Below are 15104 nucleotides of genomic sequence, written 5' to 3' on the forward strand. Positions count from 1 at the left end.
CGAGATTTTCATTTACTTTATATTAAAATTGAAATCATGAGCAACAAGAAAAATAGTTTATCAGCAGATCAGAAAGAAGCATTACTTGATGTACTACGAGTTCGTTTTGAAAAGAACATGAACCGTCATAAAGGTTTAGAATGGAATAAAATTCAGGAAAAACTAGAAGCTAGCCCAGAAAAACTCTATTCTTTGGATGAAATGGAAAGAACGGAAGGCGAACCTGATGTTGTAGGTTATGACGCTAAGACAAATGAATTTATCTTTTTTGATTGTTCACCGGAATCTCCAAAAGGACGCAGAAGTATTTGCTACGATCATGAAGCTTTAGAAAAAAGAAAAGAAAACAAACCCAAAGACAGTGCAATTAACTTTGCATCAGAAATGGGAATCGCAATACTGAATGAAGAGCAATACAGGGAACTCCAAAAATTGGGAGAATTTGATACTAAAACATCCAGCTGGATCGCAACTCCGCCAGCAATCAGAAAGCTTGGCGGTGCTATTTTTGCCGATTTCCGCTATAAAACTATTTTTATATACCATAACGGAGCAGATTCTTATTATGCTGCCAGAGGATTTCGCGGTTCTTTAAGAGTTTAGAACTACGTTCCTCTACTCTATTTCTTCAAAGAAGTTCGGGCAGCATTTAATTCTTTTAGTTTAGCATTGATGTGCGCACGATAACCTTCATCATTATTTAATTCTCTTGCCTGCGTATAATTGGAGATTGCCTTTTCAAAGTCTTTATTGATTTCGTAGGCCTCTCCCAAACTGTCAAAAGCATTAAAAGATTTTGGGTGCTGCTCAGCATTAAGTTGAAATACAGTAATAGCTTCATTTGTTTTTTTATCCTGATTTAAAAGGATATAGCCTATCACATTTAAACTTTCTTCAAAATCAACATCCTTGTATTTAGGATCGTTTTTTAGTTTGACAAAAGTGCTTTTTAAATCAGTTATATTGCTTTTTGACGTTTTTAGCAACGTTTCGTAAGCAGCCACTTTATAATCAATAATATCATTGTCAAGCAAATAAGCAATTTGATTGATGGTGTTTTCAACATTAAAAATCCCGCCTAATCCATTCGCCAGAAATATAATGCTTAAATCATCTTTAGGGAAAATTCTATAAGCCGTGATTCTACCACCTGAAAATCCATAAGAAATATGTCCGTTAACGATACGTTGATCCCATCCGGATGTGAATTCTGATTTCTCTTTCGTGTACGGAAAAACCTCCCACATCTTAGCTTTAGATGCATTGCTGATAATTTTTTTAGTTCGGAATTTTGCGTCCCAGGCTATAAATTGATTCATCGTGATATTAAGCCCATTACAACTATTAAGATAATTTCCGTTGTATGGAAGCGCCATTTGTAAGCTGCCGGTAGCATAATTAAAATAAGGTGTTGCTCTATTTTGAATTATATCTCTTGAATCCGTTGAGAAAAGTACAGTATTTTTTGATGCCGCACCATCAAACTGATTTTCTGTAATATACATTTGAATATTCTGCTTCGTAACCGTTTCTACTACTCTTTCCAGTAACCAAAAATTGGTTTGATTGTACTCGAATTTTTCTCCTTGCTTAAAATTTATGGGATCAGCAAATACTTTTTCTGCAGCTTCTTTTTCGTCTAGTTTTTCATATTTCACGATATCAGGAAGCCCCGAAGACTGTGTAAGTAAGTTTTTAATTTGTACTGTATTCCACGAAGCTGGTAAATCAGGTATGTATTTAGAAACCGGATCTTCTAAAGATAGTTTTCCTTTCTCAATAAGTTGAAAAACTCCGGTTGCCACAATTGGTTTGGTCAGTGAATACAACCTGAAAATCGTAATATCCGAAACGGGAATATCATTTTCGATGTTAGCATATCCATAATTTTTACGGTGAATGATTTTTCCGTTTTTAATAATCGCAAGGGAAACACCAGGAATTAAAGATGTTTTTTGTACCTGAGCTATATATTCATCAATTTGGGAAATTGATACTGGTTTAATGTTCTTTTGTGCTGTAGCTGCTGTAAATGATAGTATTGCAGTGCACGAAATAAATAAATTGGTCAGGTTTATCATGGAAGTTTTTGTATTGAACAAACATACATTTTTTATTTTGACATTTCGTCGGTGTAGGTTATTTTTTGTTATTATTGCATCTCTTTATTTTCATGATATGATATGAGTATAATTAGTATCCTAAAATTTTAAATACAATATGAAAAATAAATTCCTGATTCTTTTTTTACTCCTAACCGCTTTTGCATTTGGACAAAAGACAACTTTTAAAATTAAATATTCTGAAAAGCTTGCCGTTTTTATTTTTCTACAGAATCTATCTGAGGATTATCCTGAAAACGTTTTTAAAACAGAATTTATAAAATCAAAATACAATAATGAGCATTACAAGGACATCATTTCAAAGTTTAACCAATTAAATATTTTCTATAGTTTTAGATTTGAGGAATATCCGTATGGCTCAAAAAAAAATATGCAGACAGAAGATATTCTGAAAAAGAACATGATTGAAACTGAAACGTTGGCAGATTTTAAACTTCGCAGCATGGGAATTGTTCCCAATAAAACGCTTAGTGATTTGGCAGAATACATTTCAGTATTTACACCTATCTACAATGAATTGATTTACAATCCGAACAAAGATAAATTTGAGAAACAAATAGTAGAAATTACAAAATATGCTAGTGATAATCAAGCAGAGCACTATTTTGAAACAGGCTTACTTTTTTACAATTCTGCTTGGGATGCTTCTATCCCATTTGAGATCGCTTTTTATCCTCTGCCTAATTCCAAAGGATTTACGGCTCAGGCATTCTGCAATAACTTTATAAGCGCTATTCAAACGGATTTAGAATCGTATAAAGATTTGTTTAGCGTAATGCTTCACGAAACCTATCATATAATTTATGATGAACAATCGTTGGAGGTGAAAACAGAAATTGACGGTTATTTTAAAGAGAATAAATCAAATTGCAGCAATTATGCCTATCAGCTTATGAATGAAGCTTTAGCAACAGCATTAGGAAATGGGTATGTTTACGAAAAATTGGACGGAAAAGTAGATCCGAATGATTGGTACGGTAGAAAGTATATTAACCTTATTGCAAAACAAATTTATCCTTTGGTTACAGCGTATATTGAACAGAAAAAACCAATCGAAAAAAATTTTATAGATAGTTATATTAAAATATACGAAGAAAATTTTCCGAATTGGATAAACGAACTTGATAATATCATGACGTACAGATATGTACTTACTGAAAACGAGAAAGATTTTTCTTTGATCAGGCAACTGTTTCGCTACCGATCCCGAACAGAATATGATTCGGCTATAACTGAATCAAGCATAGAAAAGATGCAAAATACACCCTTGACAAAAGTGGTTATTATCTCTAAAAACAGTAAAGAAAAGATTGCATTATTAAAACGTAAGTTTCCGGAATTAAAAAACTGGAAAGTCAATGCAAACAAAGAGTTTTCAGAAAAATTTCTGCTGGAAGATAAAAGTCAACTGATTATTTTAAATCAAAAAGAAGCGACAATTGAGGCTCTCTTTAAATTACTTAAGTAGAATATAATTAGATTTGCACATAAAAATACCCCAAAGAGTGTTTCCGCTTTTTGGGGTATTTTATTAAATGAAGTTGTTTTAATCTTTATCTTTCTTGTCCTTTAAGACTTTTCCATCTTTTGTAAATTCCAGATCAATATTGTTGGTTAAATCTACATCGACATCTTTGTGACCGTAATCAATGTGTGTTACTTTTTCATAAGGATGATGCTGTGTAACATAATCATTTAGCCATTGTGGAAGAAATGCGGTTGGGATGGGCTTGTCATGTCCGTCAACTTCCCGATAAGAACCATCTTTCCAGAATTCTATTTCTGTACCGTCTTTAAGCTTGACTTCATATCCTTTTTCGCCATGTTCGGCATCTTTTTTTACAACATCAATGGTAGTATTGCTAAAGTATTGCTGTAAAAAATCCTGCGATGCCTTTGGTAGGTCTTTCAATTCAATATTCTTTTGTGCATTAGCCGATGTACCAAGTACAAGTAAAAAAGCGGCTACTATTATTTTCGTTTTCATGATTCTGATTAATTAATTGTTTGTACCTAATTTAATACAATTTAAAGTGAATTCAAATCAAATTGGGAAAGATTTAGTGTTTATGATTTAAATACAGATCCCCAGAAACGCCTTGTAACTGATTCAGAAACAATTTTTTTGACTTTTTATTTAAATATGTATTCGCATTACTTTTTATTTATATATTTGATATATCAAGTAAATTTAAATACTGATGCTATTTATGAAAGAACAAAATCCTACCAAGACTGTATTATACTCCATTGAACATGCCATTAAAGAATATCGAAAAATTTCTCAAAAAAATATCGAAAAAGTAGTCAGTGATATTACCGTAGATCAATGTTTAGTGCTCATTATTCTAAATGAAAACAAAAATGTTTCTCAAATAGAAATTGCTAAACTGATTTTTAAGGACAATGCTTCGATAACAAGAATAATCGAGCTTATGGTCAAGAAAGATTACCTCATAAGAGAAACAAATGCTCTAGACAAGCGAAAAACGAAGCTTGAGATTACCGATAAAGGCAAAAAAACAATCGAATTATTAACGCCGGTTATTCATTTAAATCGAAAAACAGCTTTGGACGGCTTATCCTTAGAAGAAATAAATATGCTTGATAAAATTCTGGACAAAATAATTACAAATTGCAAAACAGTATAAAATGAAACACCTTATTACCTTTTTATTATTTGCGATGAGTATCAGCGCAACAGCACAAAAACAAACTGCTCCGGTTACTATTACTTCACTTACTGAAGTTCAGAAGAAACAAATTCTTGATTCTTTGATCAAAAAACTCGAAGGGTTTTATATTAAGCCCAATAATGTAGCGGAGATCAAGAAAAAATTAAATGAAAATTTTAAAAAAGGAAACTATACAACCGTCAATACTCCAAATGATTATGCAGCAAAAATGACTAGTGATTTGATTGAAATCAGTAAAGATTTGCATTTTAGAGTAATGTTCGATCCTGAATGGGCAGAAAACTACTTAAAAAAGTCAGAGAAGGAAATAGAGAAGAAAATTAAAGCATTAGAATTAGCACAAGCGCAAAAGAATAATTTTGGTTTTAAACAAGTTAAAATTCTCGAAGGAAACGTTGGTTACCTTGAATTTACCTATTTTGAAGATCCTGCCATTGGTAGTGAAACGGCAACATCAGTAATGCAGTTTTTAAGCAATACTGACGCACTTATTATTGATTTGAGGAATAATAATGGCGGAGCAATGGAAATGGCACAGTTTATAAGTACCTATCTGTATTGGAATAAAGAGTTACCGCTTTACAAGTACTATACTTATGAAAAAGAAAACAAAAAGCTGGAACGTGAAATGTGGCTGCTGCCTTCTGTACCGGGTAAACGATTAAACGAAGCCGATGTTTATATCCTGACTAGTAATACGACATTCTCTGCTGCGGAATGGATGAGTTATTCCCTTCAAAACTTAAAACGTGCTACAATTATTGGAGAAAAAACAGCTGGTGGCGCCCACCCGATCGATCGAAAAGTATTAGCACATGGATTTTCTGCCAATATACCTTTTGGAGAAGTAAAAGATCCCATAACAAAGTCTGATTTTGAAGGCAAAGGCGTTATGCCGGATGTTTTGTGCAAGAGCGAAGAAGCTGTTAATGCGTCGCATATATTGGCTTTACAAAAATTGATAGCTAAAAGTAAAGATTCAGTAAACACACTGGAATGGTTTATTCCCATTGTTAAAAATCGTCAGAAACCGGTTCATGTTGATGTTAATACTTTGAAATCCTATCAGGGAAAATTCGGAAAATCAGAATTGGTTTATGAAGCAGATCATTTCTATTACAAATGGAATAATATTGTAACGCTTTTATTAACGCCTCTGGAGCAGGATTTATTTGCTATTGAGGGAATAAATGAATTCCGAATCAAAGTAATTTCTGAAAATGGAACTGTAACTGCTATTAAGAGAATTTATCAGGATGGACAAGAGAAAATTTATAAAAAAGACCAGCAAAGCACTATTTAGCAAAAATTTAATACTGCTATCACGCTGTTGTAAATTTTACTTTTAAATCACTGAAAATAAATTATTTATATTTTTAGAATTGTTTTTAAAAGGAATGAAAAAGCACGAAAATCAAGCTTTTTCATTCCTTTGGCAAAAATAAAAGCCCTATATTAGGGAAGTTAAAAAATCAATTCGTGAAAAATGGGTTGGTTAAAATTAATTTCCAAGTATAAAAAACAATAAAATGAAACAATTACTCCAGTGGACGGTTATAATTCCAATAGTATCGTGGCTTCTCTTTTTTAGCGGACTCGTAGACAACAGCAGCATTTTTCAGGTTGTGGCAAGCATCCTTCTTATTTTGAGCGTAATGTCGGCAGTACATCATTCAGAAATAATTGCAGAGCGAGTTGGTGAACCTTACGGAACCATTATTTTGGCGATATCCATAACCGTTATTGAGGTTTCTATTATTATTTCTCTTATGATGTCAGAAGGCGCAGCAGAAGCTTCTTTGGCTCGAGATACCGTTTATGCGGCAACAATGCTTATTCTTAACGGTATTATAGGATTATGTCTTTTTATTGGAGGGCTGAGACATTACGAACAAAATTTTTCTTCGTCTTCTGTTACAATCGGTTTAGTTTCTTTAGTTTCAATTATAGTTTTTACATTAGTTGTTCCCACGTTTACTAAAAGTGTTGAAGGATCGTATTATTCTATTCCACAATTGGTTTTTGCCTCCGGAGCCTGCCTGGTTATTTATGCCGCTTTCTTATTTGCACAAACCAAAAGATACCGACATTATTTTCTGGCAAACGGAACTGATGGAGATGAAGAAGCGGAACATTCTATCATAATCAATAACAAAACCTTCGTCACAAGTTTAGTTTTTCTTTTGGTAAGTCTTGGTATTGTGGTTTTGTTAGCTAAAACACTTTCTCCTACTATCGAAAGTATAATCGTGAGCTACAATCTTCCAAAATCATTAGTTGGAGTTGTAATTGCAGCCATAATTTTGTTACCGGAAGCTGTTGCGGCCATTATAGCGGCCAGAAAAAACAGACTTCAAACAAGTTTAAATTTAGCTTTAGGGTCTGCTTTGGCAAGTATCGGATTAACGATTCCCAGTGTGGCTGCAGTTTGTTTTATAATGGATATGCCTATTATTCTGGGACTTGATATCAAATCAATTGTTTTAATGGCTTTATCAGTGTTTACCGTAATGTTGTCATTAAGCCGCGGAAAATCAAATATTGTTTATGGTGTTGTACTTCTCGTAAATTTATTTGCTTTTATATTTCTAATGATATATCCATAAATAGATTTTAATTTAAAATTCTATATGAAACTCCATTTTTTTAATGGAGTTTTTTGTTTTTAAAACAAACATTATCTCTCAACTTTAAATTAGTTTTCATAAGGATAATTCTTATATTCGCTGAACAAAACCAAATTCATTCAACCTGTTCTAAACCACCACCACTCCTGCTCTATGAAAAAAATAATTGCCCTTTTATTTATCGCCTTTTTTGCATCTAATACATTTGCTCAGACTTCTACTGAACTCAGAAAAAAAATTGAACACCTTATTTCAAATAAAAAGCTAACAGCAGGAATTTCAATTAAAAGAATTGAAGATCAAGATACTTTAAGCATCAATGGTAATTTAGAAGCTCCTATGATGAGTGTTTTTAAATTTCACATTGCATTGACTGTTTTAGATTTGGTTGATAATGGAAGATTGAAATTAGATCAGTCCTTTTTCATTAAAAAAGAAGAATTGCTTCCAAATACATGGAGCCCAATGAGAGAAGAATTTCCAGAAGGCAATGTCAACCTAACTTTAGATCAATTACTGCGCTACACCGTGTCGCATAGTGATAATAATGGATGCGATATTCTGCTAAGGCAAATTGGAGGTACGGAAACAGTGCAGAAATTCATTAATAGTCAGGGAATCAAAGATTTTACCATAAAAGTGAATGAAGAAGAAATGTCAACTTGGGAAAATCTTTATGTAAATACGACAACTCCTCTTGCTACAACTACATTACTCGAAAAATTTTATAAAGGACAGGTTTTAAAAGAAACGTCTACCAAATACTTATACCAAATAATGGTAGAAACTTCCCGTGGTCTTACCTGGATGAAAGCTGGACTTCCTAAAAATACCGAATTAGCACACAGAACCGGAATATCCGGAACTAACGACCAAAATTTAAGAGTTGCCATGAACAACATTGGTATTTTTAAACTTCCAAACGGTCAACATGTTATTCTTTGTATTTATCTGAAAAATATTAGTATTTCTATGAAAGCTACCGAAAAATTAATGGCTGATATCACAAAGGCAGTGTGGAAACATTACACTTCTAAAAATCAATAAAAAATAAAAACATACAAATGAAGTTTACGCTACTTGCTCTTTTACTACTTATTTCAGGAAATTTATTCGCTCAGACCATTGAGAAAGAAAAAATAGACAATTATCTAACTTATATCGAAAACAATCATGCAGGATTAGGAAGTGTCTCTATTTTTAAAAATGGAAAAGAAGTCTACAACAGAAGTTTTGGACAATCACAACTAAAAAATGTAAAATATAATAAGGATACTAAATATCAGATTGCCTCTGTCACCAAAATGATTACTGCGATTTTAATTCTGAAGTTAGTTGAAGACGGTCAATTAAAATTAGATACCAAACTTGCTGATTTCTTTCTGGAAATACCAAATTCAAATAAAATAACGATCAAAAACTTATTAGAGCACACAAGTGGGCTAGGTAATTTTGCGATTAGAGACGGTGCAATTTGGGTAATGGATAAAGTAACCGAAAAAGAAATTGTTGATGAAATAATAAAACAAGGTGTAAACTTTGAGCCAAATGAAAAAGTCGCTTACTCTAACTCTGCATACATTATGTTACGCAAGATCATTGAAGCAAAACATAAAAAAGATTACAACCAAGTCGTTATACAACAAATTACGAAACCATTAGGTCTTAAAAACTTTGCTTCTGTAGCCTCTAAACCGACGAATACATTTAAGTCTTATCAATCAAAAGAAAATAATTGGACTGAAATTAAAGATATAGAATACACAAATGTTGTTGGTGTTGGCGACATTGCCAGTACAACAAAAGATTTAAACATTATAATTACAAGTTTGTTTCAAAACAAAATCATAAAGAAAGAAACTTTAGAGATAATGAAACCTACTCTTGGAAAAGAAGATTGGGGACGTGGATTAGCTTTATTTCCGTACGATGAAAACATCTTCTACGGACATAGCGGCGATGTATTAGGTTCTCATTCCCGATTGATTTATAATCCAAAAGATGAAATAGCGATCGCCTACTCTACCAATGGTGAAAAGATTCCCACCAATCTTTTTATAGAAAACATAGTGAAAATTGTTTACAATAAAGAGTTTAAGCTTCCTGAGATAAAGTAATATTATAATTGGTTTAAAACATGATTGATGAAACAAATAAATTAGAAAGACAATTAGCAGCTAATTTAGTTAAGGAATATTTTAATAAAAAGATATCAAAGAGTGAGTTAGAGAAAAGATTTCCAAGTTTTGAGAACGATTATAAAATAAGAGCATTGTTTTACAAAATTAAATATGAACCCAAAAGATTACTATTTTTTGGTGTTTCTAGATATCAAAAATTTATTAAAGAAACTTACGAAATAATTGAAGAATTAGAAAGTGATAAAATGCAATTTAGAACAATGAAGGCGTTATTTAAGATGCTTTGGCTTCAATCAAATAATTGTTCTAAAGATATTGAAAATATGAGTTTTGTACTTTTTGAAGTATCGAAAATGACGGGTAATTCAAAAAAAGAAATATACAAATATTTAGAATTACTTGTTGAGAAGGATTGTATTGAAAACATATCAATTAATCCATTTCTTTATCGATTTACAGAGAAAGGTAAAAGTATAAATACAGATTTTGAAATTAAAGAGTGTTTCAAAGAGTTTTTAATAGAAAGGTAAAAAAAAAGAGGCTAATAAGCCTCTTTCTATAAATTCTAATTAACTGACTTAATCAGCTATTTTTTGTCTTCTTATTTAATGATCTTTAAATTAGCGCTATAAACATCGTCTTTAATAGAAGTTCTCATAAAAACCATATTTTCGTCTTTAGATTCAATTTCATACTGAATCAATCCAGCATCGCAATAATAGAAAATGGATTCAACATCCGGAAACTCAATATTTGAAACAGGAGCCGTAGTCAATTTTGCCTGGAAAACTATTTCACCACGTTCTAAATGTATTTGAAAAAGCTTTCCTTTTTTAGTGTAACCCCAAAGCGTTTCGTCTTGTTGTGTTATATACTGAATATTGTCGTCTTTAAAATCTGTTTTCCATAACTGAGTTCCTGTTTTCGTATCAACAGCGTATACAGAAGAAACTTGAGTACCCTGAGCTGCAAAATACACCATCTTATCTTTGCAAAATATACGATCCTTAATATTATGCTGATTTTCAGCTAATTTAAATTGCCATGCAGTTTCAAAGTTGTTTGGATTTAAAGCAAAAAGCACATCTTTTTCATTAGCTACAATTACATTTTCACCATCTGTGACAGGTTTTCCTGACATTGGCTGCTCGAAACTTCTTTGAGAAAGAACTTTTCCTGTATTAGCATCAAAACTATAAAAAGTAGTGCCGCTTTCCGTAAACACTTTGTTTCCCAAAGAAAATACTGAAGTATGGTTAATTGGCGAATCCAGCTTAAAACTCCATGCTAAACTTCCGTCTTTAAGATTAAGAGCGTAGATACTGCTGTTTTCGTTTTGAGAAGTGATAAACAATTTTCCATTACTGATAATCGGAGTCTGATCTTTAAGTACAATTTGATCGTTGATATTACCTATTCTTGATTTCCAGAAAATATTTCCATCCTGGTTATCAACTGCAAAAATTTCACCATTAATAAACGGAACATATACTACTCCATCATGTAATGTTACACCATTTGCGCACATTTCGGTAAAAGCATTTGTTGCTTTCACAGTCCAGTTTATAGTTTCTGCATCTAAATTATAAGACGTCAGAATGCCGTCGTAATCATAAATTAAAATAGCATCAATATCTAAAGGAACTTTCGCAATCGGAGTTAAAACTTTATTAGTTACGATATTATCCCCGGAAGCCGTCGTTTGCGCAACCATATTGATAACAGTAAATACAAATAAAAGAGTTATTAATTTTTGTTTCATTTTTAATATTTTGATTTGATGATTTGGGGTTTCTTTTGCAAGTAAACTAATGTCCGCGCCAAATATAGTGAAAATTTATTACAGCATTTTAGAAGTTATATTGTTAGGAAATAGTTTTATATTACTTAAATAGAACAGTTAAGACCTCATATTTAACATGTTAGACAGGGACATTTTTAAAATAAAAAAATAAAAACTCCAAATTCAGTATAAATTTGGAGTTTTATATGTTTGTCGAATGTCACAAATAAAAGAAACACAATAGATTATTGAGAATTACTTATTGGTTCAAACTAAATAATAACAATACATGTGGAATGTTATAAGTACCACACCAATCGTCAAATAAGCGATACCTTTTCTCCTGTAGATTTTAAGAATATTTTCATCTGCTGGAATTCTTTCATGTTTTTCGACTTCAGCATAACCTTCAATTCGGTAGCCTACTTTATATCGACGATCTGGTTTTTTTATAGGTTGACTTTCTTTCCAAAATTGTCTTCTTGTTTTTCTTGTAATACTTTGAATTCCTTTTCCTATAGCTACAATTGGACCAACATATGGAACAAATAAAGCAAGAGGAAACATTACTATAACTTTTATTATAGCATAATCATTTTTAAGATATTTCGCTGTCATGTTAGAATGAATTATTAAGTTTTATATTATACTTTTGAATTCACAAAACTAACAGAAGGTCTTAGGCGTTTTTTACGGTTTTCCATAAAGACGCTCTCTGAATTAATTCAGAAAAGAAACTGATAAAAATAAAATGATGAAATTTAAAATACTATTATTTGTGCTTATGCATTCCTTTTTAAGCATTGGACAAACGCAAAACATTCAAAAAAGCGATTCAAATGTAAAAATTTACAGTTATAAAAATAAAGCCTTATTTACTAGTAATAAGGATAAAAAAGAGATCTGGTGGTTCTTTTTTAAAGTTGATTGGGATGAAAGAACGATTCAATCTGTTGAATTTGTGTTTGAAGAAGGAGGCAAGTTCCCCGATTTATCAAACGTGAATAAATTATTTAAGATAACTGATATAGATGAATTTATTATTTTAAGTCCACATAAGATTAAGGTTAGAGGACAAAGAGGTTATAGACAAAGAGGTTGGTTTGATTTTGCTACACCTGGTGTAAAAATACCCGCTATACCCGCTCGAAAATATTTTTTTAAAGGTGATACGCTTACGGGAAAAAATAAGAATTTAAAATTTGTCCTCGATAAAGATTTAACAACTAGATATCAAGAGCAAAAAAGGGTTTAGAATTTATAAGCAATATGAGGCATTTAAACCATGGATTATTAATCAGTCAATTGAATTTAAAGAAGGAATATTTGAAATAACTGATCCTGAAAATCCAAAGTTAGAAGCTAAACTTTAAAAAATTATTATAAATAAACAGATTTAATTCTGTTCTGTATTATTTAAAGAATTGCATAAACCATTTATGATAAATGCCTCATATCACCATAAGTTCTTTATTTCTTTGCAACGATCTTTATATCAAAGGCAATAGAATCCGATATAGTTTGATCTGCTAAAAGCGCATAGAATTTTCCTGATTTATAACGAACATCCCATTTTGTTCGATCAATCACTAATTTTCCGCTCATTTTGACAATTTCATCTTTAACTTCTATTTTAGCCGGAAAAGAAACAGGATGTGTAATACCTTTAATAGTAAGCTTACCTTTAACTTTTTTATTCTCTCCATTTATCGATGTAGCTTTATCAAGTACAATGGTTGAAAAAGGAAATTTTTTAACATCAAAAAAATCAGGATCTTTTAAGTGATTCACAAGTGTATTATCTTTCCCGTGATCTTCGTCTTCAATCGTATTCATATCGACTTCAGCTTTACCACCCATAAGTTGACCATTCTTCACTATGAGTTCACCTTGTGATATGTATATATAACCCGTATGGCTGTTTGAACCAACCAGATTAGATCCCTTCCATGTTATAACACTTTGTTTAGTGTCTATTATGGCATAATTTTCCTCTCCAAAATGCAAAGACAAGGAACTTTTTGAAGCATTATTTTTGTTTTCTTTTTTTTCAGTTCCACTACAACCGAAGAAGAAAAGACTAAGAATTAAAATTAAGTGGATGTTTGATAGTTTGTTGTTCATACTACAGAAATTAAATTGATTAAATAATTTTTATCAAATGCTAAGACATTTTGATTTTGATGCTCTTATCAAAGTTTGATGCAGCGAAATTAGTTTGATATTTTTCTGCTTAAGTAATCTGAATTGTAAATAAAATTGTAAACTTTGTAAATAAAAAATTGACACTATGATAGATAGGCTAAATATCTTGTCTGGAAAAAGCAAGTTCGTATTTGGATTCATGATGTTTTTGTTTGTGTCAGCAATCTGCACCGCTTTCAGTATAAATGATGGTGATGACTTTGCTATCGCAAGAAGAGAAATTTTGCTTCGAAGAATAGGACATGAACTCCTTTTGCAGTCTGGTGATAGAACATCAAGAGTTCTTCCCATAAAAAAGATAACCAAAGAGGAGTATCAGATTAGCTTTGAGAATGCGCTAACTTTTCAAAGTGATTCTCTGGTGAACATTACACAACGTTTATTCTCTAAAGATCCACTTACAAGTGATTACATTGTTAATGTAATGAACTGTAATGATGGTAGCTTAGCTTATGGATTTGCGATATCAGAAAATAAAAAAGATGATATAGTAGCCTGTTTAGGAAGAAAGCAGCCCAAAGCATGTTATAGGATTACGATTAAATTCAAACCGAAAAAAATAAATCTGGCAAAAAATGGATTTATTTTGGGTGGCCTGCCCCTTTTAGCATTTGTTGGTTTTGTTTTTTTAAGATCCGCTAAGACACGAAAACCTTTATCTGAAAGTCTTCTGGAGCAAACGAATATTTTCACTTTAGGTTCGGTATTATTTGATGCAAAGAATCGAAAGCTAATCATAAATGAAAACACAGTAGATCTCACAGGAACAGAAACCCGTGTACTGCTCATTTTTGCTCAGTCTCCCAATGAGACAATAGAGAGAAGCCGACTGCAAAAAGAGATTTGGGAAGATGAAGGTGTTGTTGTAGGACGCAGTTTGGATATGTTTATCTCAAAACTTAGAAAAAAGCTGGAGTATGATCCCAACATTAAAATTGATGTTATACGTGGTAAAGGATATAAACTGAGCATCAAATCTTAGAATAATAATTTAAAATATAATATCAACAATTAAAAAAATAAAAAATGAAAAACAATTTGCTATTTGATTTTACCGTTGACAAAACAATAAAAACGGCATTCATAACTAAAGAATTTGCTGCAGAACTTCCACTAGTTTGGGATGCTTTTACTAAAAAAGAATTACTCGATCAGTGGGTTGCACCTAAACCGTGGACATCTAAAACAAAAGACATGAATTTTGAAGTTGGTGGTCGAAGATTTTACGCTATGGTTAGCCCTGAAGGACAAGAGCGTTGTGCAATTCAGAAATATACTTCTATTACTCCAAAAACGAATTTTAAACTGCTTAACGCTTTTGCAGACGAGGATGGAAATGCTCAATTACCGGGTTCAGATTGGGACTATTCTTTCAGTGAGCAAAATGGTATCACTAAAGTGAGTATTGCTATCTATAATGAATCACTTGAACGCATGGAAATGATGCTTGAAATGGGTTTCAAAGAAGGCTTCACAATGTCTATTGATAACTTAGAAGAGTTATTAGAAACGGATCAATGCATATTGTT

General features: G+C 31.8%; 16 protein-coding genes. 11 read left to right on the forward strand and 5 right to left on the reverse strand.

Annotation, left to right across the window (positions count from 1 at the left end; genetic code table 11):
• The first annotated feature begins 36 nt into the window (after positions 1 to 36).
• Entirely contained in the window at positions 37 to 603 is a 567-nt protein-coding gene (locus tag B0A66_RS15740; RefSeq protein WP_089050809.1) for a DUF4256 domain-containing protein, read from the forward strand.
• 17 nt (positions 604 to 620) lie between these two features.
• On the opposite strand, the gene B0A66_RS15745 is transcribed toward B0A66_RS15740, so the two are convergent.
• Positions 621 to 2081: a serine hydrolase domain-containing protein gene (locus B0A66_RS15745; RefSeq protein WP_089050810.1), complete on the reverse strand. Its 1461-nt coding sequence runs from the start codon at positions 2079 to 2081 to the stop codon at positions 621 to 623.
• Between the two features lie 139 nt (positions 2082 to 2220).
• On the opposite strand from B0A66_RS15745, the gene B0A66_RS15750 reads away from it, so the two are divergent.
• Positions 2221 to 3591: a hypothetical protein gene (locus B0A66_RS15750; protein ID WP_089050811.1), complete on the forward strand. Its 1371-nt coding sequence runs from the start codon at positions 2221 to 2223 to the stop codon at positions 3589 to 3591.
• A gap of 78 nt (positions 3592 to 3669) precedes the next feature.
• Here B0A66_RS15750 and B0A66_RS15755 read toward each other — a convergent pair whose 3' ends face one another.
• Positions 3670 to 4110: a PepSY-like domain-containing protein gene (locus B0A66_RS15755; RefSeq protein WP_089050812.1), complete on the reverse strand. Its 441-nt coding sequence runs from the start codon at positions 4108 to 4110 to the stop codon at positions 3670 to 3672.
• A 223-nt stretch (positions 4111 to 4333) separates the two neighbouring features.
• Here B0A66_RS15755 and B0A66_RS15760 point away from each other — a divergent pair, with 223 nt between their 5' ends.
• The 6 genes from B0A66_RS15760 (at position 4334) to B0A66_RS15785 (ending at position 10117) form a co-directional block, all read left to right on the forward strand.
• Positions 4334 to 4774: a MarR family winged helix-turn-helix transcriptional regulator gene (locus B0A66_RS15760; protein ID WP_165766626.1), complete on the forward strand. Its 441-nt coding sequence runs from the start codon at positions 4334 to 4336 to the stop codon at positions 4772 to 4774.
• A gap of 1 nt (position 4775) precedes the next feature.
• Positions 4776 to 6122, forward strand: coding sequence for a S41 family peptidase (locus B0A66_RS15765; RefSeq protein WP_089050814.1), 1347 nt, complete (start codon positions 4776 to 4778; stop codon positions 6120 to 6122).
• Between the two features lie 226 nt (positions 6123 to 6348).
• Positions 6349 to 7425 (forward strand): calcium:proton antiporter, encoded by a 1077-nt coding sequence (locus B0A66_RS15770; RefSeq protein WP_089050815.1) that lies wholly within the window; start codon positions 6349 to 6351, stop codon positions 7423 to 7425.
• Between the two features lie 174 nt (positions 7426 to 7599).
• The gene (gene bla / locus B0A66_RS15775; RefSeq protein WP_089050816.1) at positions 7600 to 8493 is read left to right on the forward strand and encodes a class A beta-lactamase, subclass A2; all 894 of its coding nucleotides are present in this window, start codon (positions 7600 to 7602) and stop codon (positions 8491 to 8493) included.
• Positions 8494 to 8510: 17 nt separating this feature from the next.
• Positions 8511 to 9563 (forward strand): serine hydrolase domain-containing protein, encoded by a 1053-nt coding sequence (locus B0A66_RS15780; protein WP_089050817.1) that lies wholly within the window; start codon positions 8511 to 8513, stop codon positions 9561 to 9563.
• 20 nt (positions 9564 to 9583) lie between these two features.
• On the forward strand, positions 9584 to 10117 hold the full coding sequence (locus tag B0A66_RS15785) for a hypothetical protein (RefSeq protein ID WP_089050818.1): 534 nt from the start codon (positions 9584 to 9586) through the stop codon (positions 10115 to 10117).
• A gap of 71 nt (positions 10118 to 10188) precedes the next feature.
• On the opposite strand, the gene B0A66_RS15790 is transcribed toward B0A66_RS15785, so the two are convergent.
• Both B0A66_RS15790 and B0A66_RS15795 read right to left on the reverse strand, forming a co-directional pair.
• Positions 10189 to 11349, reverse strand: a complete 1161-nt coding sequence (locus tag B0A66_RS15790; protein ID WP_089050819.1) for an outer membrane protein assembly factor BamB family protein — start codon at positions 11347 to 11349, stop codon at positions 10189 to 10191.
• Between the two features lie 288 nt (positions 11350 to 11637).
• Complete coding sequence (locus tag B0A66_RS15795) at positions 11638 to 11988, reverse strand: hypothetical protein (RefSeq protein WP_089050820.1); 351 nt, start codon at positions 11986 to 11988, stop codon at positions 11638 to 11640.
• 133 nt (positions 11989 to 12121) lie between these two features.
• On the opposite strand from B0A66_RS15795, the gene B0A66_RS15800 reads away from it, so the two are divergent.
• Positions 12122 to 12625 (forward strand): hypothetical protein, encoded by a 504-nt coding sequence (locus B0A66_RS15800; protein WP_089050821.1) that lies wholly within the window; start codon positions 12122 to 12124, stop codon positions 12623 to 12625.
• A gap of 215 nt (positions 12626 to 12840) precedes the next feature.
• On the opposite strand, the gene B0A66_RS15805 is transcribed toward B0A66_RS15800, so the two are convergent.
• The gene (locus B0A66_RS15805) at positions 12841 to 13494 is read right to left on the reverse strand and encodes a YceI family protein (protein ID WP_089050822.1); all 654 of its coding nucleotides are present in this window, start codon (positions 13492 to 13494) and stop codon (positions 12841 to 12843) included.
• 166 nt (positions 13495 to 13660) lie between these two features.
• Between B0A66_RS15805 and B0A66_RS15810 the strand changes: the two genes are divergently transcribed.
• Positions 13661 to 14557: a winged helix-turn-helix domain-containing protein gene (locus tag B0A66_RS15810; protein ID WP_089050823.1), complete on the forward strand. Its 897-nt coding sequence runs from the start codon at positions 13661 to 13663 to the stop codon at positions 14555 to 14557.
• Between the two features lie 44 nt (positions 14558 to 14601).
• Positions 14602 to 15104: SRPBCC family protein (locus B0A66_RS15815; protein ID WP_089050824.1), on the forward strand; the 503-nt coding region annotated here is incomplete at its 3' end.

It is taken from the genome of Flavobacterium hercynium (assembly GCF_002217285.1).
GTDB lineage: Bacteria > Bacteroidota > Bacteroidia > Flavobacteriales > Flavobacteriaceae > Flavobacterium > Flavobacterium hercynium.